The 24,552-nt window shown below is 72.0% G+C and carries 29 protein-coding genes; 10 read left to right on the top strand and 19 right to left on the bottom strand.

From position 1 onward, the window contains the following. Positions 1–104: 104 nt before the first annotated feature. From rdgB to FBY23_RS09030, 5 genes are all read right to left on the bottom strand, one after another. Positions 105–707, bottom strand: a complete 603-nt coding sequence (gene rdgB, locus FBY23_RS09050; RefSeq protein ID WP_260805843.1) for an RdgB/HAM1 family non-canonical purine NTP pyrophosphatase — start codon at positions 705–707, stop codon at positions 105–107. Beyond that, complete coding sequence (rph, locus tag FBY23_RS09045) at positions 704–1,411, bottom strand: ribonuclease PH (protein ID WP_141797848.1); 708 nt, start codon at positions 1,409–1,411, stop codon at positions 704–706. The genes rdgB and rph overlap by 4 nt, the downstream gene beginning before the upstream one ends. 9 nt (positions 1,412–1,420) lie before the next feature. Continuing rightward, complete coding sequence (locus FBY23_RS09040; RefSeq protein WP_141797847.1) at positions 1,421–2,179, bottom strand: SGNH/GDSL hydrolase family protein; 759 nt, start codon at positions 2,177–2,179, stop codon at positions 1,421–1,423. A gap of 81 nt (positions 2,180–2,260) precedes the next feature. Then, positions 2,261–3,058, bottom strand: coding sequence for an ABC transporter permease (locus FBY23_RS09035; RefSeq protein ID WP_141797846.1), 798 nt, complete (start codon positions 3,056–3,058; stop codon positions 2,261–2,263). Continuing rightward, complete coding sequence (locus FBY23_RS09030; protein ID WP_141797845.1) at positions 3,055–3,993, bottom strand: ABC transporter ATP-binding protein; 939 nt, start codon at positions 3,991–3,993, stop codon at positions 3,055–3,057. Before FBY23_RS09030 ends, FBY23_RS09035 begins: the two co-directional genes overlap by 4 nt. Positions 3,994–4,122: 129 nt before the next feature. Between FBY23_RS09030 and FBY23_RS09025 the strand changes: the two genes are divergently transcribed. After that, on the top strand, positions 4,123–5,337 hold the full coding sequence (locus tag FBY23_RS09025; protein WP_141797844.1) for a sensor histidine kinase: 1,215 nt from the start codon (positions 4,123–4,125) through the stop codon (positions 5,335–5,337). Beyond that, complete coding sequence (locus tag FBY23_RS09020; protein WP_141797843.1) at positions 5,289–5,999, top strand: response regulator transcription factor; 711 nt, start codon at positions 5,289–5,291, stop codon at positions 5,997–5,999. Before FBY23_RS09025 ends, FBY23_RS09020 begins: the two co-directional genes overlap by 49 nt. 2 nt (positions 6,000–6,001) lie before the next feature. On the opposite strand, the gene FBY23_RS09015 is transcribed toward FBY23_RS09020, so the two are convergent. Then, complete coding sequence (locus FBY23_RS09015) at positions 6,002–6,832, bottom strand: MBL fold metallo-hydrolase (RefSeq protein WP_260805841.1); 831 nt, start codon at positions 6,830–6,832, stop codon at positions 6,002–6,004. Beyond that, positions 6,832–7,662 (bottom strand): glutamate racemase, encoded by an 831-nt coding sequence (gene murI, locus FBY23_RS09010; protein ID WP_260805840.1) that lies wholly within the window; start codon positions 7,660–7,662, stop codon positions 6,832–6,834. The genes FBY23_RS09015 and murI overlap by 1 nt, the downstream gene beginning before the upstream one ends. Before the next feature lie 99 nt (positions 7,663–7,761). Here murI and FBY23_RS09005 point away from each other — a divergent pair, with 99 nt between their 5' ends. Next, the gene (locus FBY23_RS09005) at positions 7,762–8,787 is read left to right on the top strand and encodes an alkaline phosphatase family protein (RefSeq protein ID WP_141797842.1); all 1,026 of its coding nucleotides are present in this window, start codon (positions 7,762–7,764) and stop codon (positions 8,785–8,787) included. Here the strand turns inward: FBY23_RS09005 and FBY23_RS09000 are convergent, their stop codons facing one another. From FBY23_RS09000 to FBY23_RS08970, 7 genes are read right to left on the bottom strand one after another with little or no spacing between them, the layout of a single operon-like run. Then, on the bottom strand, positions 8,788–9,390 hold the full coding sequence (locus FBY23_RS09000; RefSeq protein ID WP_141797841.1) for a DUF3152 domain-containing protein: 603 nt from the start codon (positions 9,388–9,390) through the stop codon (positions 8,788–8,790). A 16-nt stretch (positions 9,391–9,406) separates the two neighbouring features. Beyond that, positions 9,407–10,384 (bottom strand): PLP-dependent cysteine synthase family protein, encoded by a 978-nt coding sequence (locus tag FBY23_RS08995; RefSeq protein WP_222117776.1) that lies wholly within the window; start codon positions 10,382–10,384, stop codon positions 9,407–9,409. Positions 10,385–10,394: 10 nt separating this feature from the next. Beyond that, positions 10,395–10,685 (bottom strand): MoaD/ThiS family protein, encoded by a 291-nt coding sequence (locus FBY23_RS08990; protein ID WP_141797840.1) that lies wholly within the window; start codon positions 10,683–10,685, stop codon positions 10,395–10,397. Position 10,686: 1 nt separating this feature from the next. Continuing rightward, positions 10,687–11,133: a Mov34/MPN/PAD-1 family protein gene (locus FBY23_RS08985; protein ID WP_141797839.1), complete on the bottom strand. Its 447-nt coding sequence runs from the start codon at positions 11,131–11,133 to the stop codon at positions 10,687–10,689. A 43-nt stretch (positions 11,134–11,176) separates the two neighbouring features. Further along, a complete protein-coding gene (locus FBY23_RS08980; RefSeq protein ID WP_260805838.1) occupies positions 11,177–12,118 on the bottom strand; it encodes a fatty acid desaturase in 942 nt (313 codons plus the stop codon). A 9-nt stretch (positions 12,119–12,127) separates the two neighbouring features. Next, positions 12,128–12,838, bottom strand: coding sequence for a response regulator (locus FBY23_RS26830; RefSeq protein ID WP_313901093.1), 711 nt, complete (start codon positions 12,836–12,838; stop codon positions 12,128–12,130). Further along, positions 12,835–14,514, bottom strand: a complete 1,680-nt coding sequence (locus FBY23_RS08970) for an ATP-binding protein (RefSeq protein ID WP_141797838.1) — start codon at positions 14,512–14,514, stop codon at positions 12,835–12,837. The genes FBY23_RS26830 and FBY23_RS08970 overlap by 4 nt, the downstream gene beginning before the upstream one ends. Before the next feature lie 122 nt (positions 14,515–14,636). Here FBY23_RS08970 and FBY23_RS08965 point away from each other — a divergent pair, with 122 nt between their 5' ends. The 4 genes from FBY23_RS08965 to FBY23_RS08950 are packed head-to-tail and all read left to right on the top strand — an operon-like array spanning position 14,637 to position 18,026. Beyond that, positions 14,637–15,623, top strand: a complete 987-nt coding sequence (locus tag FBY23_RS08965) for a tripartite tricarboxylate transporter substrate binding protein (RefSeq protein ID WP_141797837.1) — start codon at positions 14,637–14,639, stop codon at positions 15,621–15,623. Then, a complete protein-coding gene (locus FBY23_RS08960) occupies positions 15,620–16,129 on the top strand; it encodes a tripartite tricarboxylate transporter TctB family protein (protein WP_141797836.1) in 510 nt (169 codons plus the stop codon). The genes FBY23_RS08965 and FBY23_RS08960 overlap by 4 nt, the downstream gene beginning before the upstream one ends. Then, positions 16,129–17,637 (top strand): tripartite tricarboxylate transporter permease, encoded by a 1,509-nt coding sequence (locus FBY23_RS08955; RefSeq protein WP_141797835.1) that lies wholly within the window; start codon positions 16,129–16,131, stop codon positions 17,635–17,637. The genes FBY23_RS08960 and FBY23_RS08955 overlap by 1 nt, the downstream gene beginning before the upstream one ends. After that, complete coding sequence (locus FBY23_RS08950) at positions 17,634–18,026, top strand: universal stress protein (protein ID WP_141797834.1); 393 nt, start codon at positions 17,634–17,636, stop codon at positions 18,024–18,026. The genes FBY23_RS08955 and FBY23_RS08950 overlap by 4 nt, the downstream gene beginning before the upstream one ends. Positions 18,027–18,032: 6 nt before the next feature. On the opposite strand, the gene FBY23_RS08945 is transcribed toward FBY23_RS08950, so the two are convergent. Genes FBY23_RS08945 through FBY23_RS08935 form a run of 3 tightly spaced genes read right to left on the bottom strand, consistent with a single transcriptional unit; the run spans position 18,033 to position 19,506 of the window. Continuing rightward, positions 18,033–18,617 (bottom strand): DUF2017 domain-containing protein, encoded by a 585-nt coding sequence (locus FBY23_RS08945; protein ID WP_141797833.1) that lies wholly within the window; start codon positions 18,615–18,617, stop codon positions 18,033–18,035. 6 nt (positions 18,618–18,623) lie between these two features. Next, entirely contained in the window at positions 18,624–18,932 is a 309-nt protein-coding gene (clpS, locus tag FBY23_RS08940; protein WP_141797832.1) for an ATP-dependent Clp protease adapter ClpS, read from the bottom strand. 31 nt (positions 18,933–18,963) lie between these two features. Further along, entirely contained in the window at positions 18,964–19,506 is a 543-nt protein-coding gene (locus FBY23_RS08935; protein ID WP_141797831.1) for a DUF1697 domain-containing protein, read from the bottom strand. 66 nt (positions 19,507–19,572) lie between these two features. On the opposite strand from FBY23_RS08935, the gene FBY23_RS08930 reads away from it, so the two are divergent. Both FBY23_RS08930 and FBY23_RS08925 read left to right on the top strand, forming a co-directional pair. Continuing rightward, positions 19,573–20,019, top strand: a complete 447-nt coding sequence (locus FBY23_RS08930; protein ID WP_141797830.1) for a MarR family winged helix-turn-helix transcriptional regulator — start codon at positions 19,573–19,575, stop codon at positions 20,017–20,019. Next, on the top strand, positions 20,016–21,272 hold the full coding sequence (locus tag FBY23_RS08925) for an MFS transporter (protein ID WP_260805835.1): 1,257 nt from the start codon (positions 20,016–20,018) through the stop codon (positions 21,270–21,272). The genes FBY23_RS08930 and FBY23_RS08925 overlap by 4 nt, the downstream gene beginning before the upstream one ends. Before the next feature lie 138 nt (positions 21,273–21,410). On the opposite strand, the gene FBY23_RS08920 is transcribed toward FBY23_RS08925, so the two are convergent. After that, the gene (locus FBY23_RS08920) at positions 21,411–21,875 is read right to left on the bottom strand and encodes a PaaI family thioesterase (protein ID WP_141797829.1); all 465 of its coding nucleotides are present in this window, start codon (positions 21,873–21,875) and stop codon (positions 21,411–21,413) included. Between the two features lie 64 nt (positions 21,876–21,939). On the opposite strand from FBY23_RS08920, the gene FBY23_RS08915 reads away from it, so the two are divergent. After that, complete coding sequence (locus FBY23_RS08915; RefSeq protein ID WP_141797828.1) at positions 21,940–22,446, top strand: helix-turn-helix domain-containing protein; 507 nt, start codon at positions 21,940–21,942, stop codon at positions 22,444–22,446. Here the strand turns inward: FBY23_RS08915 and FBY23_RS08910 are convergent. Continuing rightward, positions 22,419–24,548: an iron ABC transporter permease gene (locus FBY23_RS08910; protein ID WP_141797827.1), complete on the bottom strand. Its 2,130-nt coding sequence runs from the start codon at positions 24,546–24,548 to the stop codon at positions 22,419–22,421. The genes FBY23_RS08915 and FBY23_RS08910 overlap by 28 nt on opposite strands. Positions 24,549–24,552 lie beyond the last annotated feature (4 nt).

Genomic DNA, 24,552 nt, shown 5'->3' with positions numbered 1-24,552 from the left:
GGCCACCTTGGAGCGAGGGAACCCGGATCGGATCCGGAGTTTAGGGGCAGCCGCGACGGCGGTGGCGGGCTTTGCGCGTTTCTTGACTATCGACGGTTCGTGGTTCAGCTCAGCAGCTGAGCCACCAGCGGCGCGACCTCGCGCAGCGCCCTGCCGCGGTGGGAGATGGCGTCCTTGTCGTCGCGGGACAGCTCGGCGGTGGTCAGGCCGGGGCGCTCGGTGGCGACGAACAGGACGTCGTACCCGAAGCCGCCGCTGCCCCGCACCTCGCGGATCACGCTGCCGTCCATCCGGCCCTCGACGACGAGCTCGCGGCCGTCGGGGTGGACCACGGCGACGGCGCAGGCGAAGTGCGCCGAACGACGCTCGTCCGGCACGTCGGCGAGCTGGGCGAGGAGGAGCTCGTTGTTGCGCTCGTCGCTCTTCGGAGGGCCCGACCAGCGGGCGGAGAGGACACCGGGCATGCCGTTGAGGGCGTCGACGCAGAGGCCGGAGTCGTCGGCGAGGGTGGGCAGGCCGGTGGCGGCGACGCCGGCGCGGGCCTTGAGCAGCGCGTTGCCCTCGAAGGTCGGCTGGTCCTCGACCGGCTCGTCGAAGGGCGTGACGTCGTCGAGCCCGACGACCTCGACGGTGCTCATGTGCTCGGCGAGGATGCGGCGCATCTCCTCGAGCTTCTTGGCGTTGCGGGAGGCGACGAGCACCTTCACGACGAGAGCGCCTCGCGCTGCATCCGGGTGAGGTCGGCGCAGCCCTTCTCGGCGAGAGCGAGCAGCGCGTCGAGCTCGGCGCGGTCGAAGGCGACGCCCTCAGCGGTGCCCTGGACCTCGACGAACCGGCCGTCACCGGTCATCACGACGTTCATGTCGGTCTCGGCGCGCACGTCCTCGACGTAGGGCAGGTCGAGGCGGGGCACGCCGTCGATGATGCCGACGCTGACGGCGGCCACCGAGCCGGTGAGCGCGGCGGGGACCTTGAGCTTCGCGCAGGCGTCGGCGAGGGCGACGTACGCGCCGGTGATGGCGGCGGTGCGGGTGCCGCCGTCGGCCTGGAGGACGTCGCAGTCGAGCTGGATGGTGTTCTCGCCGAGCGCCTTGTAGTCGATGACCGCACGCAGCGAGCGGCCGATCAGGCGGCTGATCTCGTGGGTGCGGCCACCGATGCGGCCCTTGACCGACTCACGGTCCGAGCGGGTGTTGGTGGAGGCCGGGAGCATGGCGTACTCGGCGGTGACCCAGCCCAGGCCCGAGCCCTTGCGCCAGCGCGGCACGCCCTCGGAGGCGGAGGCCGCGCACAGCACGCGCGTCTTGCCGAACTCGACCAGCACCGAGCCGGCGGGGTGGTCGAGCCAGTTCCGGGTGATCTTGATCTGCCGCAGCTCGTCGTCGGCGCGGCCGTCCTCGCGGGTGGTCATGGGCCCAACCTACCGAGCGGCGGCGAGGGCCCTCCGCACTGCCCAGGGCCCCAGGTCCCGCGCCCGACGGCCGAACCACGGCGCGCCCTCGGTCACCATCCAGGCGACGTCGCGGCGCCAGCTCGGCTCGCAGCCGCCACCCAGCTCGAGGCTCGGCAACGGGAGGTCCAGACCCACGGCGCGCAGCCGCTCGGCCCATGCCCGGGCCAGCGCTCGGTGCCCGAGCTCGGAGGGGTGGAAGCGGTCGATCGACCAGCAGGTCCGGTCGACCACCTCGGGCATCAGCGCGAGGTCGAGCCGCAGGCCCCCGTACGTCGCGTGCAGGTCGTCGTAGACCTCGTTGACGAGGGTGATCCGCTCGGCCATCGGCCGCACGAGCACGCGCGGCAGCCCCAGCAGCGCGGCGTGGTCGTGCCACCGGACGGTCATCAGGGTCGCCCCGCCGTCGACCAGCGCACCGGCGACGTGGCTCAGGTCGGCGTGCAGCCGGTCCGGGTCCCAGCTGGAGCGGAGCGTGTCGTTGACCCCGACGAGCAGCGAGGCCAGGTCGGGCCGGTGCGCCAGCGCCTGGTCGAGCTGCTGCTCCCGGACGACTGCAGCCGTCGCCCCCGAGAGAGCGACGTTGCAGAACGAGACGTCGTACGACGCCTGCAGCGACTCGACCAGGAGCCGGGCCCAGCCCCGCCAGCCGCCGGCCGGGAGCGGATCGCCGAGGCCGACGGTGGTGCTGTCGCCGAGAGCGGCGAAGCGGAGGTATCCGTTGCCCACGGAACACCACCGTGGCGAAGCCCGCTACGCGCAGGCCCCGCCACGGTGTCGTGTCCGCCAACCTTCGATGAAGGGGTGGGGCTACTTGAACTCGATGCGCAGCAGCCGCATGGTGCCGAGGACCAGCGGGACCACGAGCCACAGGAATCCGGCCACGGCGAACTGCGCCCACTCCTCGCCGGAGGGCTGGTAGTCGCCGGTGAACAGGGGGGTCTGCGCGGTGTTGAACTCGATCCAGGGCGCGACCTTCTCGAAGCCCGAGCTGAGCGCGCTCAGGATGCCGGCGGCGATCGGGAGGATCAGGCTGTAGGCGAAGTAGGCGACGATGCCGGCCGGGGTGTTCATCAGCAGCATCGCGATGGCGAAGCCGACGAAGATCCCGATCAGGTTGGCCAGCACGAAGCCGTTGAACAGCAGGTTGCCGTCGACCGACCACTCCGGCGAGCTGCCGGTGAGCGCGCCGATCGCGGTGAACACGACCGCGAGCAGGCCGGCCAGCACCATCACGACCGCGCCGAGGCTGATGCCGGCGAGGAACTTCGCGGCCACGACCCGCGATCGCTTCGGCTCGAGGGTGAAGGTGACCAGACCGTTGCGCTGGGACTGCTCGCTGGTGACCAGCATGATGATCAGGATCGGCAGGAAGTAGCCGAGCACACCGCCGGCGACCGGCAGCATGTCGCCGAGGTCCTTGGAGTCGTCCGGGGCGACGAGGGTGTAGATCAGCAGCACGACCGAGACCAGGCCGACGATCGAGGTGGCGAACCAGAAGCCAGCACGGGTGTCGATCGCCTTGCGCAGCTCGACGCCGACCAAGCGGCTCAGCGGGGTGCGCGGCGTACCCGAGATGTCCAGGGTGGGGACGGCGGTGGTGCTCATGCGGGGATACCTCCGGGGGTCGGGGCGCCGAAGCCGGGGACGGCCTCTCGGGCGTCGGCCGAGGTCAGCTCGAGGAACAGGTCCTCCAGGCCGGCGCCGCCGGACCGGAGGTCGGTGAGGACGACACCGGCCGACAGGGCGGCGCGACCGACCTGCTCCGGGCTCGCCTGCACCTTGAGGCCGGGGCCGGCGGGCTCGACCGCGTGACCGGCGTGAGTCAGCGCCGCGCCGAGAGCGGCGTTGTCGAGCGAGGTGACCATGGTGACCGGGGTGCCGTTGGCACCGGCCAGCAGCGTCTCGCGGTCACCCTGGGCGACGATCTTGCCGCGGCCGATGAGGATCATCTCGTCGGCGATCTGCTCGACCTCGTGGAGCAGGTGGCTGGACAGCAGCACGGTGCCGCCCCGGTCGGCGTACCCCTTGAGCAGGCCACGCATCCAGCGGATGCCCGCCGGGTCGAGGCCGTTGGCCGGCTCGTCGAGGATGAGCACCGACGGGTCGCCGAGCAGCGCGTGCGCGATGCCGAGGCGCTGCTTCATGCCGAGCGAGTAGTTGCGCAGGCGGCGCCCGGCCTCGTCGTCGTTGAGCCCGACCAGCGCGAGCATCTCGTCGACGCGGGTCTTCGGCAGGCCCATGGTCTGCGCGGCGATCGAGAGGATCTCGCGGCCGGTGCGGCCCACGTGCTGCGCCGACGCGTCGAGCAGGGTGCCGACGTGGCGCCCCGGGTTGGGGATGTCGTGGTAGCGCAGGCCGCCGATGGTGACGGTGCCGTGGGTCGGCAGGGTGAGGCCGACCATGACGCGCATGGTGGTGGTCTTGCCCGCGCCGTTGGGGCCGAGGAAGCCCGTGACGCGACCGGGCTGGCACACGAAGCTGACGTCGTCCACGGCTGTGTACGCGCCGTAGGTCTTGGTGAGTCGATCGACGGTGATCATGGCTCCAGCCTGCCCGAACCGAAGGGCGGCCACATCGAACCCGCGTCGCGAGTCGCCCCGACCAAAGTAGGTGTCGTCCCGGTCCCGGGGCGCTGCCTGTCGCGGTTCCCGAGGCCCTAGTGTCGGACCGTGGACACGCCGGACGGCTACCAGCCGCGCCTGCGCTGGTACAACCAGCTGTGGCGCTACGTCCTGGCCCTCGCGCTCGGACTGCTCGTCTGGGGGCCGGTGATGGACGCCCAGGTCGACGAGAACCCGCTGCTGTTCTGGGCCGATCTCGTCGTCGGCCTGCTGGCCTTCGTGCTCGTCTGGTTCCGCCGGCGCTGGCCGTTCACCATCGCCGTGGTGACCATCCTGATGGCACCGATCAGCTCGCTCTCCGCGGGTCCGGCCGCCCTGGCCACCGTCTCGCTGGCGACCCGGCGGCGCTGGTGGCAGGTGATCACCGTCGGCGCCCTCAACGTGGTGTTCAGCCTCGTCTACTACGCGGTCCAGCCCAGCGAGTCGGTCGACCCGTGGTGGGTCAACCTGTCGGTCACTGTCGCGGTCGTGCTCGCCATCACCGCCTGGGGCATGTACATCGGCTCGCGCCGCGAGCTGATCTGGACCCTGCGGCAGCGCGCCGAGACGGCCGAGGCCGAGCGCGACCTGCGCGCCACGCAGGCCCGCTCCACCGAGCGCGCCCGCATCGCCCGCGAGATGCACGACGTGCTCGCCCACCGGATCTCGCAGATCTCCATGCACGCCGGCGCGTTGACCTACCGCGAGGACCTCTCTGCCGACGAGATGCGCAGCAGTGTCGCCGTGATCCAGGCCAAGGCCCACGAGGCGCTCACCGACCTGCGCGAGGTGCTCGGCGTACTGCGAGACGTCGACGGCGCTGCCGCCACCGGTCCGCTCACCGGCCCCCAGCCGACGTACGGCGACCTCGAGGCGCTGGTCGCCGACGCCCGCGACGCCGGCGCCGCGATCGAGTACGACGACGGCCTGGCCGGTGGCGAGCCCCTTCCCGACGCCGTGGGCCGCACGGTCTACCGGATCGTGCAGGAGGGCATCACCAACGCCGGCAAGCACGCCCCCGCGGCCACCCTGCGGATCTCGGTCAGCGGCTCCCCCGCCGACGGCGTCGACGTCGTGCTGCGCAACGCGCTGGGCTTCGGACCGACGCGCACCCCGGGCGCCGGTCTCGGCCTGGTCGGGCTCACCGAGCGGGCCGAGCTGCGCGGCGGGACGCTCACGCACCGCTTCGAGCACGCCCCGGGCGGGACCGGCGCCGAGGTCTTCGTGCTGCACGCATGGCTACCGTGGGCCGCCGAGCCCGGCCAGGGAGAGGACCACCCGTGACCGACCAGATCCGCGTCATCGTCGTCGACGACGACCCGTTGGTGCGCTCCGCACTGACCCTGATGCTCGGCGGACAGGCCGACATCGCGGTCGTCGGCGAGGCCTCGGACGGCCGCGCCGGCATAGCCCTGGCCCGCGAGCTGGCCCCCGACGTCGTACTGATGGACATCCGGATGCCCGTCCTCGACGGCCTGGCCGCCACCCGGATCCTCCACTCCGACCCCCGGCCGCCGCGGGTGATCGTGCTGACCACCTTCGACGCCGACGACTACGTCGTGGGCGCCCTCGCCGCCGGCGCCGACGGCTTCCTGCTCAAGGACACCGCTCCCCCCGAGATCGTCGCCGCCCTCCGCAAGGTGGCCGACGGCGACCCGATGCTGTCCCCCTCGGTCACCCGCACCCTCATCGAGCGGGTCCGCACCGCGTCCGGCGACAGCCGCGCCGCCGACGCCCAGCGCCGCCTCGACCGGCTGACCGAGCGCGAGCTCGAGGTCGCCGGCGCGGTCGGGCGCGGACTGTCGAACGCCGAGATCGCCCGCGAGCTGCACCTGTCCGTGCCGACGGTGAAGGGGCACGTGTCCAAGCTGTTCGAGAAGCTGGAGACCACGAACCGGGTCCAGATCGCGCTGACGATCAGGGATGCGGGGCACCCGGTGGAGTGAGCTCAGAGCTCGTAGACGGTCCCCTGCACCGCCAGCTCCGTCGGCCCGTCGTACGCCGCCTCCGCCTCGGCCAGCATCCTCGCGGCGTCGTGCCACGGCGGGACGTGGGTGACCACGAGCCGCTTCGCGCCGGCCTTGGCGGCGACCTCGCCGGCCTCGGTCCCGGTGAGGTGGAGGTTGGGCGGGTTGTCGTCGCAGGAGCGGAAGGACGCCTCGCACAGGAACAGGTCCGCGTCGGCGGCGATGTCGCCGAGGGCCGCGGTCGGGCCGGTGTCGCCGCTGTAGGCGAGCACCTTGCCGAAGGCCGAGAGCCGCAGGCCGTACGCCGGGACGGGGTGGTCGACCTCGTAGGGCTCGATCAGGAACGGGCCGATCTCGATCGGGTCGGCGTAGACGCGGAAGGAGAACTCCTCGCGCATGCCGGGCTTGCGGGGCAGGTCGTAGGCCTTGGCCAGCCGCTTGGCGGTGCCCTTGGGCCCCCAGACGGGGATCTTCGGCTGGGTGCCGGTGGGGTGGTACTTGCGCAGCACGTAGTAGCTGGTCATGTCGACGCAGTGGTCGGCGTGCAGGTGGCTGATGAACACGGCGTCGACCTGCAGCGGGTCGACGTAGCGCTGCAGCGCGCCGAGCGCGCCGTTGCCCATGTCGAGCACCAGGCTCCAGGTGCGCAGCGAGTCGACGGCCTGGACGAGGTAGCAGCTCGCGGGCGAGTCCGGTCCCGGGTAGGAGCCGGAGCAGCCGACGATCGTCACCTTCACCGTGTTGGGCGCCGGTGGCACCCGCAGCACCGTCGTCGCCGGCGCCACCACCGCTGCGCTCTCCTCGTCACCCATCAACGCACACCCCCTGCGAACTGGCCTGCCGCGACGAGCTCGGGTCCGAGGAACCGACGCCCGATCGTCTCGAACTCCGCCGGGGAGCCCGTCGTCGTGAAGGTGTACGACGGGTCGCCGGTCGGCCGCATGAGGCCGGAGTCGGCCAGCATCCGGTAGACGTCCTTGGCGCACTCCTCCGCGCTGCTCACCAGCGTGACGTCGTCGCCCATCACGTAGGAGATGACGCCGGTGAGCAGCGGGTAGTGCGTGCAGCCGAGGATCAGGGTGTCGATGCCGAGCTCGGTGAGCGGGTCGAGGTACTCGTGGGCCACCGCGATGAGCTCGTCGCCGCCGGTCACCCCCGCCTCCACGAAGTCGACGAAGCGCGGGCAGGCTCGCGTGGTGAGGGAGATCTGGGGGGCCGCGGCGAACGCGTCGTCGTAGGCCATCGACTCGGCCGTGGCGCGGGTCGAGATGACGCCGATCCGGCCGTTGCGGGTGGCGGCGACGGCGCGCCGGGCGGCCGGGTAGATCACCTCGACCACGGGGACGTCGTACCGCTCCCGGGCGTCGCGCAGCATCGCGGCCGACGCGGAGTTGCAGGCGATGACGAGAGCCTTGACGCCCTGGTGGACGAGGTGGTCGAGACACTCGAGGGCGTACTCGCGCACCTCGCCGATGGGCTTGGGGCCGTAGGGCTGGCGGGCGGTGTCGCCGACGTAGGTGATCGACTCGTGGGGCAGCTGGTCGATCACCGACCGCGCGACGGTGAGGCCCCCGAAGCCCGAGTCGAAGATCCCGATCGGAGCATCGAGATCCGACCCTCCGCGATGGTTCACCTGCCGCACCCGGTCAGACTACGGCGTCGTGGTGTCCGCAGTCGGCATTCCGGGACCGAGATCACGTCGGTCCCCGCATCCTGACCCGCGCGACGTAAGGTCGGGCAGGTGACTCACCTGCGCCGACCTGCCGTCGTCCTCGCCGCCGCGCTCGCGGCCTCGTTCCTGGCCGCGCCCGGCACCGCCACCGCGGACCGCAGCGAACCGGCCCGCGCGAGCGTCAACGACAAGCACGTGATCGCGATCTCCGTCGACGGCCTCAACCCGCGCGCGCTCAAGCGGCTCGGCCGCGCCGGTACGCCGAACCTGCACCGCCTCATCAAGGACGAGGGCGCCGGCACCGTCAACGCCCGCACCCAGCTCGAGATGACGGTGACCCTGCCCAACCACACCAGCATGGTGACCGGGCGCCGGATCAAGGCGAGCAAGGGCGGGCACGGCGTCACCTGGAACGACGACAAGGTGACCAAGACCGTGCAGCAGGCGGCGGGCCACGACGTCGCCTCGGTGTTCACGCAGGTGCACGAGGGCGGTGGCACGACCGCGGTGTACGCCACGAAGTCGAAGTTCTGGCTGTTCGAGAACTCCTGGCCCAAGGCCGTCGACGACACGTTCATCCGGGTCAAGAAGAACGGCGCCGTCGTCAAGGAGCTGCGCAGCGACCTCGCGTCCGCCCCGGCGACGTTCTCCTTCGTCCACCTCGGCCGCCCCGACCAGATCGGGCACCGCGACGGCTGGATGACGCCGTCCTACCTGAAGGCGGTCGCCAAGGTCGACAAGCTGGTCGGCACGATCATGGACCAGGTGAGGTCGACGCCGGCGCTGCGCGACAACACGGTCATCGTGCTCACCTCCGACCACGGCGGCATCCCCGGCACCCGGAACCACGGCGTCAAGACCAACCGCGAGGACTACCGGGTGCCGTTCGCGTTCTGGGGCTCCGGAGTGCCGAACACCGACCTCTACGCGCTCAACCCCGGACGCGCGAAGCCCGGCCGGACCCGGCCCGGCTTCGGTGCCTCGCCACAGCCGATCCGCAACGGCGAGGTCGCCAACGTCAGCCTCGACATCCTCGGCCTCGGCGCGGTGCCGGACAGCCTGTGGGACCGCGACCAGGACCTCACCTGGAAGTGATCAGCGCCGGCGCAGCTCGGCCTTCGTCGGCCACGGGTTGAGCCGGCAGCCGCCGGTGCCCTTCGACTGCTGCATCATCACGGGGGCGAGGGCGCCCGGTCGCGGGCACGACGCGTGGCGGTAGCCGAGCCAGTGGCCGGTCTCGTGGTTGACGACCATGTGCTGGTAGTCGCGCAGCGGCAGGTCCGCCTTCTTCCACGCCGGTGACGCACCGCGCCACCGGTCGAGGTTGATGATCACGTTGCGACCCACGCGGCACGACCACTGGGCGCTGCACGCGCTCGAGAAGCTCGGCACCAGGCGCGCCCGGGACAGCCACAGCGTGAACGCCCCACCGCGCTTCACCTGCTTGAACCGCAGGCCGGGCCGCTTGCCGGACCAGCCACGCGGGTCGTCGTACGTCTCCTGCGCGAGGACCCGGAACTCCCGTCGGGTCTTGCGACCGATCTCGCCGCGCACCCGCACCGAGTAGCGGATCACTCGCGGCTCGGCCTGCTGCTCGACGCGCACCTGCGGGGCGCCGGCGTCGGCGGAGGCGACGGAGACGACGGGTGCGACCAGCCAGGTGGACAGGGCCAGCAGCAGGCCCAGGAGGATCCTCACGGGGCCATCATGGACCCTAGGCCCAGAGCTGGCCCTCGAGCCGGTCCTCGGCCTCGTCGACGGTGCCCTCGTAGGCGCCGGTGGAGAGGTACTTCCAGCCACCGTCGGCGACCACGAACGCGATGTCGGCGGCCTCGCCTGCCTTGACCGCCTTGGCGGCCTGGCCGAGCGCGGCGTGCAGGATCGCTCCGGTGGAGATGCCGGCGAAGATGCCCTCGAGCTCGAGCAGCTCGCGAACGCGTCGTACGGCGTCGCGCGGGCCGACCGAGAAGCGGCTGTCGATCAGCTCGGCGTCGTAGAGCTCGGGGACGAAGCCCTCGTCGAGGTTGCGCAGGCCGTAGACGAGCTCGCCGTAGCGGGGCTCGGCGGCGACGATCTTCACGTCGGGCTGGGCGCGGCGGAAGAACCGGGAGACGCCCATCAGGGTGCCGGTGGTGCCCAGACCCGCGACGAAGTGGGTGATCGAGGGCAGGTCGGCGAGCAGCTCGGGGCCGGTGCCCTCCTCGTGGGCGAGGGCGTTGGCGGCGTTGCCGTACTGGTAGAGCATCACCCAGTCGGGGTGCTCGGCCGCGATCTGCTTGGCGACGCGCACGGCCTCGTTGGAGCCGCCGGCCGCGGGCGAGGAGACGATCTCGGCGCCCCACATCCGCAGCAGCTGGCGCCGCTCCTCGGAGGTGTTCTCCGGCATCACGAACACGCAGCGGTAGCCCTTGAGCTTGGCCGCCATCGCGATCGAGATGCCGGTGTTTCCGGACGTCGGCTCGAGGATCGTGCAGCCCGGACGAAGTGTCCCGTCCTTCTCGGCCTCCTCGATCATCTTCAGGGCCGGGCGGTCCTTGATCGAGCCGGTGGGGTTGCGGTCCTCGAGCTTGGCCCAGATCCGCACCTCCGGGCTGTCGGGGGCGCCGGGCGTGTTGAACGGCGCCGACAGTCGCGGCAGCCCCACCAGCGGCGTGTTGCCGACGGAGGTCAGGAGACTGTCGTAGCGCACCATCTGCTCGTGCTCAGCGAGCGCCGCCGGCGACGGCCGGCAGGATGACGACCTGGTCGCCGTCGGAGAGCTCAGCCTCGAGGCTGCCGATGAACCGGACGTCCTCGTCGTTGATGTAGATGTTGACGAACCGGCGCAGCCCAACACCGTCGCCCGAGATCTCGAGGAGTCGCTCCTTGATGCCGGGGTGGTTGGCCTCGAGGGAGTCGATCAGCGCGCTCAGCGTGCCGCCGTCGGCGTTGACCGCCTTCTCGCCACCGGTGTAGGTGCGCAGGATGGTCGGGATCCGGACCTCGATGGCCATGTCAGCTGCTCTCCTCTGCTGCTTCGGTGCTGCTGGCGACCGTGACCTCTTCCTCGGTCACGACGCCGTCGACGATTCTGTAGGACCTGAACTCCACCGGGCCGGGGTTATTCCCGTGCTCGCGCGTGCTGACCAGCACGTAGTGCGCTCCGGGCTCGCTGGCCAGGTTGATGTCGGTCACGCTGGGGTACGCCTCGGTCGCGGAGTGCGAGTGGTAGATCACCACCGGCTCCTCGTCGCGGTCGTCCAGCTCGCGGTAGAGGCGGAGCAGGTCGGTCGAGTCGTACTCGTAGAAGGTCGGGCTGCCCGCCGCGTTCACCATCTCGATCAGCCGCGCCGGCCGGTCGCTCCCGATCGGGCCCGCGACCATCCCGCACGCCTCGACCGGGTGGTCCCGCTTGGCGTGCTCCACGATGGCGTCGTACGTCGCCTGGTCGATCTGCAACACGCGGTCAAGGGTATTGCTTCGTCGGTGCCCACCCGAATCGGGCTCACGCCACGGACTTGGCGCGGATCCGCTCGGCCGTCGGCCAGCGCACGTCGCGCGCCCAACCCAGCTTCTCCAGCACCCAGATGATGCGCGCCGAGGTGTCGAGCTGGAACCTCTTCACGCCGTGGCGGGCCGAGGTCGGGTCGGCGTGGTGGAGGTTGTGCCAGGACTCGCCGCCGGACGGGATGGCGAGCCACCACACGTTGCCGGAGAAGTCGCGGGAGGCGAACGGCCGCTCACCGAGGGTGTGGCAGATCGAGTTGATCGACCACGTGACGTGGTGGATCAGGCCGATGCGCACCACCGTGCCCCAGAAGAAGGCGGTCAGCGCGCCCTGCCACGACCAGGTGAGCAGGGCACCGAGGACCGGCGGGAGCAGGATCGAGGTCAGCACCCACAGCCAGAACAGCCGGGAGATGCGCAGCAGGTCGCGGTCCTTGGCGAGGTCGGGGGCGTACTTGTCGATCGGGGTCTGCTCGGGGTCGAACAGCCAGCCGACATGCGCCCACACGAAGCCCTTGGTGAGACCGCGCAGGCTGTTGCCGTAGCGCCACGGCGAGTGCGGGTCGCCGTCCTTGTCGGAGTACTTGTGGTGCTTGCGGTGGTCGGCGACCCAGCGGATCACGGGCCCCTCGATCGCCATCGAGCCCAGGACCGCGAGCGTGATCTTCACGGCCCGGTTGGGCTTGAACGACTTGTGCGTGAAGAGCCGGTGGTAGCCGACCGTGACGCCGTGCAGGGTCAGGCCGTACATCACGAAGGTGATCACGACGTCGCTCCAGCCGAGCCAACCGCCCCACGCGACGGGGATGGCGGCCAGGAAGGCGACGAACGGGACGGCGATGAACAGCCCGAGCGCGAGCCGTTCCCAGAAGCCCTGGGTGTCGCCACCCATGGTGGCCCTGGGGGTCGGCGGCTGCGGACGCTCGTCGATCGCGGTCACACGACCAGCCTACGTGGGGATCCGGTACCTGCGCTCGGGCCGTCCAGTGCCGCCGTACTGCAGCCGGACCTCGGCGGTGCCGATGTCGACGAAGTGCTCGAGATAGCGCCGCGCGGTCACCCGCGACAGGCCCACCGCGTCCGCGGTCTCCGACGCCGAGATCTCCCCCGCCGCCCGCGCCGCCTCGAGCACGAGGTCGGCGGTCTCGGGGCTCAGTCCCTTCGGCAGTCCCTGCGGTACGACGCCCTGCGGTCCCGCCCCGAAGGCCCGGTCGATCGTCGCCTGGTCGACCTCCTCCTCGTGCCCGCCTCCACCACCGCCGGGCAGGGTGGCCAGCGTGGATGCGACCCGGCGCAGGCGGTCGGCGAGGTCGTCGTACTCGAAGGGCTTGACGAGGTACTGCATGGCGCCGCCGTGGAGGGCGGCGCGGACGGCGGCGGCGCCGCGCTCGGCGGTGACCATGACGACCGCGACGTCGCGGCCCTGCTCGCGGGACTGGCCGCGCAGCCGCTCGAGCACCTCGAGGCCGGACAGGTCGGGCAGGTGCACGTCGAGGAGGACCAGGTCGGGCTGCAGCGCGGCGGCGAGCTCGAGCGCCTCGCCGCCGGTGCGGGCGGTGCCGACGACCTCGAAGCCGTCGGTCTGCTCGACGAACCGGCCGTGGATGCGCGCGACCATGAAGTCGTCGTCGACGACGAGGACCTGCAGCGCCCGGTTCACGGTCGCCCATCCTGACCGATGGCGCCGCCGATGGGGAGCACCACGCGGAACTCGGCGCCGCTGTCGTGCTCGCCGTCCTCCCCGGGATCGGCGTCGTCGACGACGACCTCGCCGCCGCGCTGGGCACAGATCAGCCGGACCAGGGGCAGCCCGATGCCGCGCCCGCCGAGCACCTCCTCCTTGGTGGAGAAGCCGCGCACGAAGATCGCGTCGCGCAGCTCGTCGGGGATGCCGGGGCCGTTGTCGCGGACCCGCACGTGGACCGCGCCGGCCTCGGCATGCACCCACACCTCGACCAGCGGGTCCGGCCGGCCGGCACACGCGTCGACGGCGTTGTCGACCAGGTTGCCGAGGACCGTGGTCAGGTCGGCACTCTCGTCTGGCGCCAGCGCGGGAAGCCGGGAGCCGGGGTCGAGCTCGAGGACGACCCCGCGCTCCTCGGCGACCGCGTGCTTGGCGACCACCAGGGCCGCGACCGCGGGGTCGGCGAGCCGCTTCGCCACGTGCTCGCCGACCTCGGCGCGGTGTCGGGTGAGGGTGCCGACCAGGGTCGCCACCTCGTCGTACTCCCCCAGCTGGACCAGCCCGGAGATCGTGTGCAGCCGGTTGTCGAACTCGTGGGTCTGCGCCCGCAGGGTGTCGGTGATCGACAGGTTGGAGCTGAGCTGGCTCTGCAGCGACACCAGCTCGGTGCGGTCGCGCAGCGTGGTGACGGTGCCGATGCCGCGACCGCCGGAGGAGGCGTCGCCGCGGTTGAACACGACCACGCGGGTCCCGACGAGGGCGAGCGCGTCGCGGACCTCTGCTCCCTCGCCGGTCAGCAGGGCGACGACGTGGGGGTCGAGGCCGAGTTCGTCGACGCCGCGCCCGACCGGGTCGGGGCCGGCGTCCAGCCCGAGCGTGGCGCGGGCCGCGTCGTTCATCGCGGTCACCCGGCCGTCGGTGCCGACGCCGACGACGCCTTCGCGGATGGCGTGCAGCAGCGCCTCGCGGTGGTCGGCGAGGTGGGCCAGCTCGGTGGTGCCGAGGCCCCGCGTCGAGCGCCGTACGACGCGCGCGACCAGCCAGGTGCCGACCAGGCCGAGCAGCGCGCCGAGCCCCAGGAACAGGCCCAGCTCGGGGACCGCCTCGGCGAGCTGGTCACCCAGGGAGGGGTACGCCGCCTCCGCCACGATCGCGCCGACCGCGCCGTTGTCGCCGGGCAGGTCCGCGATGACGGGTGCGTACGCCGCCACCCGCCGCTCTCCGCCGGCCACGACGTCGACGGTGCCCCCGCGGCCGGCCGCCACGTCGCCGCGCCCCAGGTCGGCCTGCTTCCCGACCCGGCTCGCGTCGGTGGCGGCGAGGACGGTGCCGTCGGGACCGACCACGAGCACGTCGGTCGCACCGGACAGGCGCACCCCGCGCTCGGCGTACGACGTGAGGTCGGCCGTCACCTGCCACAGCTCGGTGCCGCCGCGGACCTCCTCGAGCGCGGTGCGGACGAAGTCCTGCACGGCGACGTACTCCGCCAGCGAGCGCATCTGCGCACCGCGCTCCTCGGCGAAGTCGGCGTTCGACTGGCGGATGCTCAGCACGCCGACGGCCGTGAGCAGCACGACGATCACGAGCAGCTGCAGGAGCAGCACCTTCGCCGCCAGGGTCAGCTCTCCGCGACGCCAGCGCAGCGGGTTCATCGGCGTGACCACAACGACCACAACCTCCTTTGCGTCCGCAAGCGTGACGGCCGCCACAGGCCACGGACATGCTGGCACGGATCGCCCGTGACGGCGGTCACCACCCAACCCGGAGGTACCCCATGCATCGCCCAGGACGTGCGCTCGTCGCGCTCCTCGTCGCGCTGGCGCTCGCGGTCGTCGCGAGCGGGTGCGGCGTCACCCGCGGCTCGGACGACCCGAGCAACCGGCGGCTGCGGATGATGATCCCCAACAGCGTCGGCGGCGGCTACGACCTCACCGGCCGTGCCGCGGCGCGCGCCATGGAGGACAACGACCTCACCGGCCGCTTCGAGATCACCAACGTGCAGGGCGCGAGCGGCACGGTCGCGATGCAGCGCCTGGTCAACGAGAAGGGCGCCGACGACCTCATGATGATCATGGGGCTCGGCGTGGTCGGCGCGGTCTACACCAACAAGTCCAGCGCCACCCCGCTGAAGATGACGCCGATCGCCCGGCTCGTCGAGGAGCAGGAGGGCATCCTGGTGCCCGCCGACTCGCCGTTCAAGACGGTCGACGACCTGGTGGCGGCCTGGAAGAAGGACCCGGGCGGCCTCACCGTCGGCGGCGGCTCCAGCAACGGCGGGCCCGACCACCTGTTCCCGATGCAGCTGGCCGACACGATCGGGGTCGACCCGAAGCAGGTCAACTACATCTCCTACGACGGCGGCGGCCCCCTCACGACCGCTCTCCTGGGCGCCAAGATCGATGTCGGCATGTCCGGCCTCGGCGAGTTCGAGGGCCAGATCAAGGACGGCAAGCTGCGTGTCCTCGCCGTCTCGGGCGCCGAGCGCCTCGACGGCGTCGACGCGCCGACCCTCACCGAGTCGGGCGTCGACCTGGTGTTCACCAACTGGCGTGGGGTGCTCGCTCCGCCCGGGATCTCCGAGGCCCAGCGGGACTACCTCACCGAGCTGTTGACCGAGATGCACGACACGGCCGAGTGGAAGGACGCCCTCGAGGCCAACGGCTGGACCGACAACTTCGCCACCGGCAAGGAGTTCGAGGACTTCCTCGCCGAGCAGGACGACCGCGTCGCCGACACCCTGAAGGAGCTGGGACTCGCATGAGCGCGACCACCAACGAACCCACCCGCCTGGTCGACAAGGCCCAGTACGGCCTGGCCGCCTTCCTCAGCCTCGCCGGGGGCTACGTCCTCCTCGACGCCGCAGGGCTCGAGGACGGCTTCGCCGACCAGCCGGTCCAGCCCTACACGCTGCCGTACGTCGTCGGCGCCGGGCTGGTGATCCTCGGGATCCTGCTCGCCGTCGCCACCGCGCGCGGCGACCGGCCCGAGGCCGAGGAGGGCGAGGACATCGACCTCACCCAGGGCACCGACGTGCGCACGGTGGGGCTGCTGGCCCTCGTGCTCGTGGCCAACATCGCGCTGATCGACGTCCTTGGCTGGGCCATCACCGGCGCGCTGCTGTTCGCCGGCTCCGCCGTCGTCCTCGGCAGCCGCAGCTGGGTGCGCGACCTCGCCGTCGGCGTCGCCCTGTCGGTCGGCAGCTGGTACGGCTTCTACGTCGGCCTCGGGATCCCGATCCCCGCCGGCATCCTGGACGGAGTGCTCTGATGGACCTGCTGCTCGACGGCTTCCAGACCGCCCTCACTCCGGAGAACCTGCTCTTCGCCGCCCTCGGCGTGCTGCTCGGCACCGCCGTCGGCGTGCTGCCCGGCATCGGCCCGGCGATGACCCTGGCCCTGCTGCTGCCGGTGACCTACAGCGTCGGCGCCGACAGCGCGATCATCATGTTCGCCGGCATCTACTACGGCGGCATGTACGGCGGATCGACCACTTCGATCCTGCTCAACACCCCCGGCGAGTCCTCGTCGGTGATCACGGCGATCGAGGGCAACAAGATGGCCAAGGCGGGTCGAGCGGCCCAAGCCCTCGCCACCGCCGCGATCGGCTCGTTCGTGGCCGGCAGCATCGCGACGGTGCTGCTGTGGATCGTGACCCCGCAGGTGGCCGACATCGTCGTCACGCTCGGCTCGCCGTCGTACTTCGCCCTGATGGTGCTGGCCCTCTTCGCCGTCACCGCGGTGCTCGGATCCTCCAAGCTGCGCGGCTTCGTCGCGCTCTTCCTCGGCCTGGCGATCGGCCTGGTCGGCACCAGCACCGGCCAGGCACGACTGACCTTCGGCGAGCCGCTGCTGGCCGACGGCATCGACATCGTCGTGGTCGCCGTCGCGCTGTTCGCGATCGGCGAGGCTCTGTGGGTCGCCGCCCACCTGCGCCGCAAGCCGCTGGAGATCATCCCCGTCGGCCAGCCGTGGATGAGCCGGTCCGACTGGGCACGGTCGTGGAAGCCGTGGCTGCGCGGCACCGCCTTCGGCTTCCCGTTCGGCGCGCTTCCGGCCGGTGGCGCCGAGCTGCCGACCTTCCTGTCGTACGCCACCGAGAAGAAGCTGACCAAGCACCCGGAGGAGTTCGGCAAGGGCGCGATCGAGGGCGTCGCCGGCCCGGAGGCCGCCAACAACGCCTCCGCTGCGGGCACCCTGGTCCCGCTGCTCGCGCTCGGCCTGCCGACCACGGCGACCGCCGCGATCATGCTCGTCGCCCTGCAGGGCTACGGGTTCCAGACCGGTCCGACCCTGATGGACGACCACCCCGACCTGGTCTGGGGCCTGCTCGCCAGCCTGTTCGTCGCCAACGCGCTGCTGCTCGTCCTCAACCTGCCGATGGCCCCGCTGTGGGCGCGACTGCTGCGGATCCCCCGGCCCTACCTGTACGCCGGCATCCTCTTCTTCGCCTCGCTCGGCGCCTACAGCGTGAACTTCCAGGCGTTCGACCTGGCGCTGCTGCTGGCGATCGGCGTGCTCGGCTTCTTCATGCGCCGCTTCGGGATCCCGGTGCTCCCGCTGATCATCGGGGTCATCCTCGGCCCCAAGCTCGAGGACCAGCTGACCACCGCGCTGAAGATCTCCCAGGGCGACGTCAGCACCCTGTGGAGCGAGCCGGTGGCCGTCGTCGTCTACGTGGTGATGGCCCTGCTGCTCGTCGCCATGACCGTCGCCGGCCTCCGCAAGCCCGCCGACACCACCCACCCGCAGGACGAGAAGGAGCTGGTCGAGCGATGAGCATCGTGGTCGCCTACAGCGCGGACCGGTACGGCGCAGCTGCCCTCGAGCACGCCGCCGACCTCGCCCGCAAGGACCGCACCCGCCTGGTCGTCGTCAACGCGACGCTCGGCAGCAGCCTGGTCGACAACCGCTTCGCGCACGACGCGGACATCGCCGCGCTGCGGGACCGGCTCGTCGCGGACGGTCTCGACGTCGTCGTACGCCACGACGTCGTGGACGACCTCGCCGAGGCGGTCGTCGCCGCGGCCGACGAGGAGCAGGCCACGCTGATCGTGGTGGGCATCCGGCACCGTACGCCGGTCGGGAAGCTGCTGCTCGGCAGCGTGGCGCAGCGGATCATCCTGGAGGCGCACTGCCCGGTGCTGGCGGTGAAGCCGGCGGGCTGACGCCGGTCAGCGCACCGCGGCGACCAGCGTCTCCTGCAGGAACCCCAGCCACTCGTAGATGTGGTGCGCCTGGGCGCGCGGGTCGTCGTCGGGCAGGGCGTACCAGTAGTCCTCGTCGCCCTCCTCGACCTCGAGGCGGGTGCCGAGGGCGAGGCGCAGGTCGGTGAAGGAGCGCATCCAGACCAGCGCGGTCTCGGGGTCGAGCTCGACGTCGATGGTGAGGTCCTCGCCGGTGGGCTCGGGCGGCAACCCGGCCTCCTCGAGGACGTCGATGACCGACGCCGCGGCGCGGGCCTTGCCGTCGCGCAGCGCGCCCTCGGTGTAGCGGCGGAACTCGCCGGCCGCCTCGTCGTCGCCCTGGTAGGCGTTGGGGAAGAGCCGGCGCAGCACCGGGTCCTCGGGCTCGGTGGTGGGGCCGGAGAAGTCGAGGAGCGCCTCGAGCGGGTCACGCTCGGTGGCGGCGACGGCCGACTCGTTGTGCAGCAGCTCGACCAGCTGGCCGGCCAGGGAGCGCAGCAGGTCGGCCTCGAACACCGAGAAGGTCGCGATGGCGCGCTTGCTCCGGCGGTGCCGGACGAATCCAGAGGTCACGTCAGCTCATTCGGCCTTCGACAGGGTCGCCCACAGGCCGTACTCGTGCATGGCCTGCACGTCGCGCTCCATCTCCTCGCGGGTGCCGCTGCTGACGACGGACCTGCCGTCCTCGTGGACCTCCATCATCAGCTTCTCGGCCTTCTTCTTGCCGTAGCCGAAGTGCTTCTGGAAGACGAAGGTGACGTACGACATCAGGTTCACGGGGTCGTTCCACACCACCGTCACCCAGGGGGTGTCGGCGAGCGTGATCGATTCCGGGGTGAGGTCCTGCTGGACTCCCGGATCGACCTTCTCCGGGCTCGCGGTCGTCACGGCTCCATGGTGTCACAGGGCATCGGCGCGCTCACGAGCACCACTTGTCGGCCAGCGTCGTGACGACGTTGAAGTTCCGGTTGGTGGCCAGCACCTGCAGCGCCTTCTCGCACTTGAACGGGTCCACCGCGCCTGCCTGGTAGCCCGGGCCGAGCAGCAGGTGCACCGCCCGGTGTCGTACGACGGCCGCGTTGACCTCGTCGCTGCGCGCCTCCAGCTCGGCGACCCGGGCAGGGGCGGGCTCGCCCTTGAGCAGGTAGACGTAGTGCCGCTCCACGTCGGGGCGGGACGCCGTCAGCTCCCGCGCATCCGCCGCGACGGCCCTGAGCTCGGCCGGCGTGTAGACGATGGTCGGCACCTCGAACCCGGCCTGCGCCAGGTAGGCCTTCTCCAGCGCGGCCTCCACCTTGGCGCGCGAGCGCAGCGGCGTGGTCAGCCGGACGTTGCCGGTGTTGATGTGGGTCAGCACGTCGGCGCCGCCGGCGGCCTCGGTCGCGGTGACGATGTCGGCCTTGGCGAACTTGCGGTTCGGCCCGAGGTTGATGGCGCGCAGGAAGGCGACGTAGGTCGGCATGCGCTCATTGTGTCGTGCACCACCCTCGCTCGACATGCATAGGTTTCCTATGTATATTCGAGCGACGTGAGCACACCCGACGTCGACGACCTCAGCAGCGACCTCACGGTGTACGCCGCCCGGCTGGTCCGGCTGGTGCGCCGCGAGCACGCTCCGTCGGCCGGCATCCGGGTGCTCTCGATCCTCGACGAGACCGGCCCCCTCGCGATCACCGCACTCGCCCAGATCGACCGCTGCTCGCAGCCGACGATGACCGGCCAGGTCAACCAGCTGGTCGAGGCCGGGTGGGCCACCAAGGAGCCCAACCCCGCCGACGCACGCAGCAGCCTGGTCCACCTCACCGACGCCGGCCGGGCCGAGCTGGCCCGGATCCGGCAGCTCAGCGCCGCGCTCGTGTCCGAGCGCCTCGCCCGTCGTACCGAGCTCTCCACGAACGACCTCGCGACCGCCGTGGCCGTGCTCCAGGCCGTCCTCGAACCCGCACCCCCGACCACTCCGGAAGGAAACTCGTGACCACCGCCCTCCACGCCGAGACCGACACCGGTTCCGGCTCGTTCCTCCACCAGCCGCGCGCAGTGTGGGCCGTCGCCTTCGCCTGCGTCATCGCCTTCATGGGCATCGGCCTGGTCGACCCGATCCTCAAGGAGATCGCGGCCAAGCTCGAGGCGACGCCGAGCCAGGTGTCGCTGCTGTTCACCAGCTACATGGCGGTGATGGGCGTCGCGATGCTGGTCACCGGCGTCGTCTCGACCCGGATCGGCGCCAAGTTGACCCTGCTCACCGGGCTCGTCCTGATCATCGTGTTCGCCGGCCTGGCCGGCATGTCCGGCTCGGTCGGCGCCGTGATCGGCTTCCGTGCCGGCTGGGGGCTGGGCAACGCGCTGTTCATCGCGACCGCGCTGTCCACCATCGTCAGTGCGTCCAAGGGCTCGCTGGCCCAGGCGATCATCCTCTTCGAGGCCGCCCTCGGCCTCGGCATCGCGTCCGGCCCGCTCGTCGGCGGACTGCTCGGCGAGCAGTCGTGGCGCGGCCCGTTCTTCGGGGTCTCGGTGCTGATGACGATCGCGCTCGTGGCGACCGCGGTCTTCCTGCCCGCGACCCCGCCGGCCGCCCGTCGTACGACACTCGCGGACCCGTTCAAGGCCCTCGCCTACCCCGCGCTCGCCGTGATGGCCGCGGTCGCGGTCTGCTACAACCTCGGCTTCTTCTCACTGCTCGCCGCCGGCCCGTTCGCGCTGCCCGAGGCCGGGATCATGCAGATCGGCTGGATCTTCTTCGGCTGGGGCGTGCTGCTCGCCGTCGCGTCGGTCGCGCTCGCGCCGTGGGTACAGCGCAAGGTCGGCACGGTGCCCGCGCTGATCGGGGCGCTGACCCTGTTCGCGCTCGACCTGCTGCTGATGGCCGTCGGCGCCTCCACGTCGACCGTCGTGATCGTGGGCATCGTCATCGCCGGCGCCTTCCTCGGCGTCATCAACACCCTGGTCACCGAGGCCGTCATGGGCGCCGCGCCCGTCGAGCGGCCGGTCGCCTCGGCGGCGTACTCCTTCGTCCGCTTCACCGGCGGCGCCGTCGGCCCGTACGTCGCCCTCAAGCTCGCCGAGCACCAGGGTTCGGCCGCGCCGTTCTGGTTCGGCGGGATCGCGGTCGCGGTCGGGGTCGTGGTCCTCGTGGCCGGCGCCCGCACCATCCACACCGCTCTCCACGGCGCCCCCGCCGCCCACTCCCCCGAGGAGGCGGAGGCCGAGGCACTCGGCGACCTCAGCTGACCCGGCCCGAAGTGGCCCGCAGACAGCGCCGACCCGGCAGAAAGTGTCGCTCGTGACCGTCACTTTCTGCCGGGTCGGCGGAGTTTCGGAGCTACTTCGGGCCGGGTCGGCGGAGTTTCGGAGCTACTTCGGGCCGGGTCAGCTGAAGATCATGCAGCTGGAGCTCGCGTAGGCGACCAGCTTGCCGCGGCCGTCGTACAGCTTCGCCTCGGCGAGGGCGGTACGGCGGCCGCGCTGCAGCACCGTGCCGACGGCACGCAGCCGGCCGGAGTCGACGGTGACCGGCTTGAGGAACTTCACGGTGAGGTCGAGGGAGGTGTAGGCCTCGCCGACGGCGAGCGTGGAGTGGACCGCGCAGCCGCAGGCGGAGTCGAGCAGGGTGGCGAAGACGCCGCCGTGCACGCTGCCGATCGGGTTGTAGTGGCGCAGCTCGGGGTCGAGCTCGAAGATCGCAGTCCCCCGCTCGGGCACCTCGAAGCCCACGAACCCGAGGGTGTCGGCGATCGGCGCTGCCGGGAGGTGGCCGTCGAGGATCGCGTGCAGCTGCTCGAACCCGTCGAGCGCGCCGGGGTCGATCTGGGTCTGGATCGCGGACTCAGTCATGGCCCCATCAGACCAACCCGAGGCTGAGTCTGTCAATGAGACCTGGGTCGCCTATGCTGGCACGATGGACACCCCGCCGGCGCTGGCCTGGTCGGTCGACAACTGCACGCTCGGCCGGGCGATGGCGATCCTGGGCGAGCGGTGGACGGTGGTCGTGCTGCGCGAGGTCTTCCTCGGGATCCGTCGCTTCGACGACATCCGCCGGCACGCCGGCATCCCTCGCCAGGTGCTGACCGACCGCCTCGCCTCGCTCGTCGAGGAGGGCATCCTGCGCAAGGAGCCCTACCGCGAGGACGGCGCGCGCACCCGCCACGAGTACCGGCTCACCGAGAAGGGCCTCGAGCTCCAGCCGATCCTGCTCGCGATCAGCCACTGGGGCGACCGCCACCTCGCCGACCCCGGCGGCCCACCCACCGTGTTCGTGCACCGCGACTGCGAGCAGCCGGTCCACGTCGAGGTCCGCTGCACCGCGGGCCACACCGTCGAGCCGCGCGGGGTGGCCACGCGGCCCGGTCCGGGGGTGCGACCGTTCGAGGGACCGGGTCAGGCGCGCGAGCGGGCCAGCAGGTAGACGAAGTACGGCGCACCGATCAGCGCCACGACCAGCCCGGCCGGGACCTGCGCCGGCGCGATGACCGTCCGGCCGACGAGGTCGGCCAGCCCGAGCAGCACCGCGCCGACGAGTACGGCGACCGGCACCGAGCGGGCGTGGCGGCCACCGACCAGCGCCCGGGCCAGGTGAGGCGCGACCAGTCCGACGAAGCCGACGACGCCGACCGCGGCCACGCTGGTCGCCGCCAGCAGGGCGGCGGTGACCAGGACGACCAGGCGGACCGTCTCGAGGCGCACCCCGACCAGGCGCGGGGTGTCCTCGTCGAGCGCGAGCAGGTCGAGCTCGCGACGCACCAGCCAGGCCAGCGGCAGGGCGAGGGCGAGCACCACGGCGACGGGCAGGACCTGCTCGAAGGTGCGGCCGTACGTCGTACCCGACATCCAGGTGTAGATCCGCGGCGTGTCCCAGGGGTTCGAGCGCACCAGCAGGAACGTGGTGAGCGCGGCGGCGCCGTACCAGGTACCGATGCCGATGAGCAGCAGCCGGTCGGCGTTGAGGCCGTGGCGCCAGGACAGGCCGTAGACGAGGGCGAAGGAGACCAGGGCGCCCACGACGGCGCCGACCAGGATCGTGCCGTTGCTCGCGGCCTGGGAGACGCCGGCGCCGGTCACCACGACGACGGCGCCGACGCCCGCGCCGCCGGTGATGCCGAGGATCCCCGGCTCGGCGAGCGGGTTGCGACAGGTCGCCTGGACGAGAGCGCCCGAGAGCGCGAGCGCGGCCCCGCCGAGCACGGCCGCAGCGACGCGCGGCGCCCGCTCGTCGAGCGCGAACTGGATCAGTGGCGCCGCCTCACCGTTCAGCCACAGGGAGATGTCGCCGGCCTTGAGCCAGGTGTCGCCGGCGAGCAGCCCGACCAGCGTGATCGCGACCGCGGCGGCGAGTACCACCGCGAGGACGACCGCGAAGCGCAGCCGGGTGCCGACCCGCACCCTCGCGGCGGCCGGCTGCCGGGTCGGGCCGGAGTCACGGCTACGGCGGGCCAGCGCGATCATCACGACCGCGCCGAGGAGGGTGGTGGTGATGCCGGTCGGGATCGAGATCGCCTCGTCCGCGCCGAGGACCGCGCGGATCAGGGCGTCGGCGAGGACGACGACCACCGCGCCGGTCAGGCCGGCGGCGGGGATCAGCACCGCGTGCCGGTTCAGCGCCGGCACGAGGCGACCCGTGAGCCGCACGATCACGGGGGCGAACAGGCCGACGAAGCCGATCGGTCCGGCGAGGGTGACCGACGCCGCCGTCAGCAGTACGGCGAGCACGGTGCCGGCCGCGCGCGTCGAGCGGACAGGTACGCCGAGCACGGCCGCGCTGTCGTCGCCGAGGCCGAGCAGGTCGAGCCGGCGCGCGAGCAGCAGCGCGGCGAGGGTGCACACGACCACGACCGGCGCCGCCTGCTGGAAGGCGCGCATCCCGAGCTGGCTGAGCGAGCCGCTCCCCCAGGCGAACAGGCTGGTGGTCTCCTCGTCGAACAGGATGAGCAGCGTCGAGGTGGCGGCCTGCAGGGCCAGTGCGACGGCGGAGCCGGCGAGCACGAGCCGGGTGGTCGCCGTACCGGCGCCGCCGGCGAGGCCGAGCACCAGGAACGCGGCGAGCGAGCCGCCGGCGAAGGCGGTCAGGCCCGAGGCCCAGATCGGCACGGTGAGCCCGAAGGCGGCGACGACGGTCACCGCGAGGTAGGCACCGCCGGTGACCGCGAGGGTGTCGGGCGAGGCGAGCGCGTTGCGGGCCAGCGACTGGAACAGCGCGCCCGCCACGCCGAGCGCGAAGCCGACCGCGATGCCGGCGGCCAGCCGCGGCATGCGCGAGCCGATCAGGACGTCGCCGGCGTCGGCTCCGGTTCCGGCACCGGACCCGCCGCCGAGCAGCCAGCGGACGAGGTCGCCGGCACCGACGGCGGACGTGCCCTGCGTCAGGTGCCAGGCGGAGACGCCCAGCAGGGTGACGACGAGCAGCAGCAGCGCGCCGGTGGCGCTGGTGACACCGGCCCGCCCGAGGCGTGGCGTAGCCCCTGACGTCCCGGGACGCGCGGTGGTGCGCTGCTGCTGCTGCTCGACGCTCATGGCA

It is taken from the genome of Nocardioides sp. SLBN-35, from assembly GCF_006715725.1.
GTDB lineage: Bacteria > Actinomycetota > Actinomycetes > Propionibacteriales > Nocardioidaceae > Nocardioides.
This window is presented reverse-complemented; position numbering and strand designations above follow the sequence as displayed.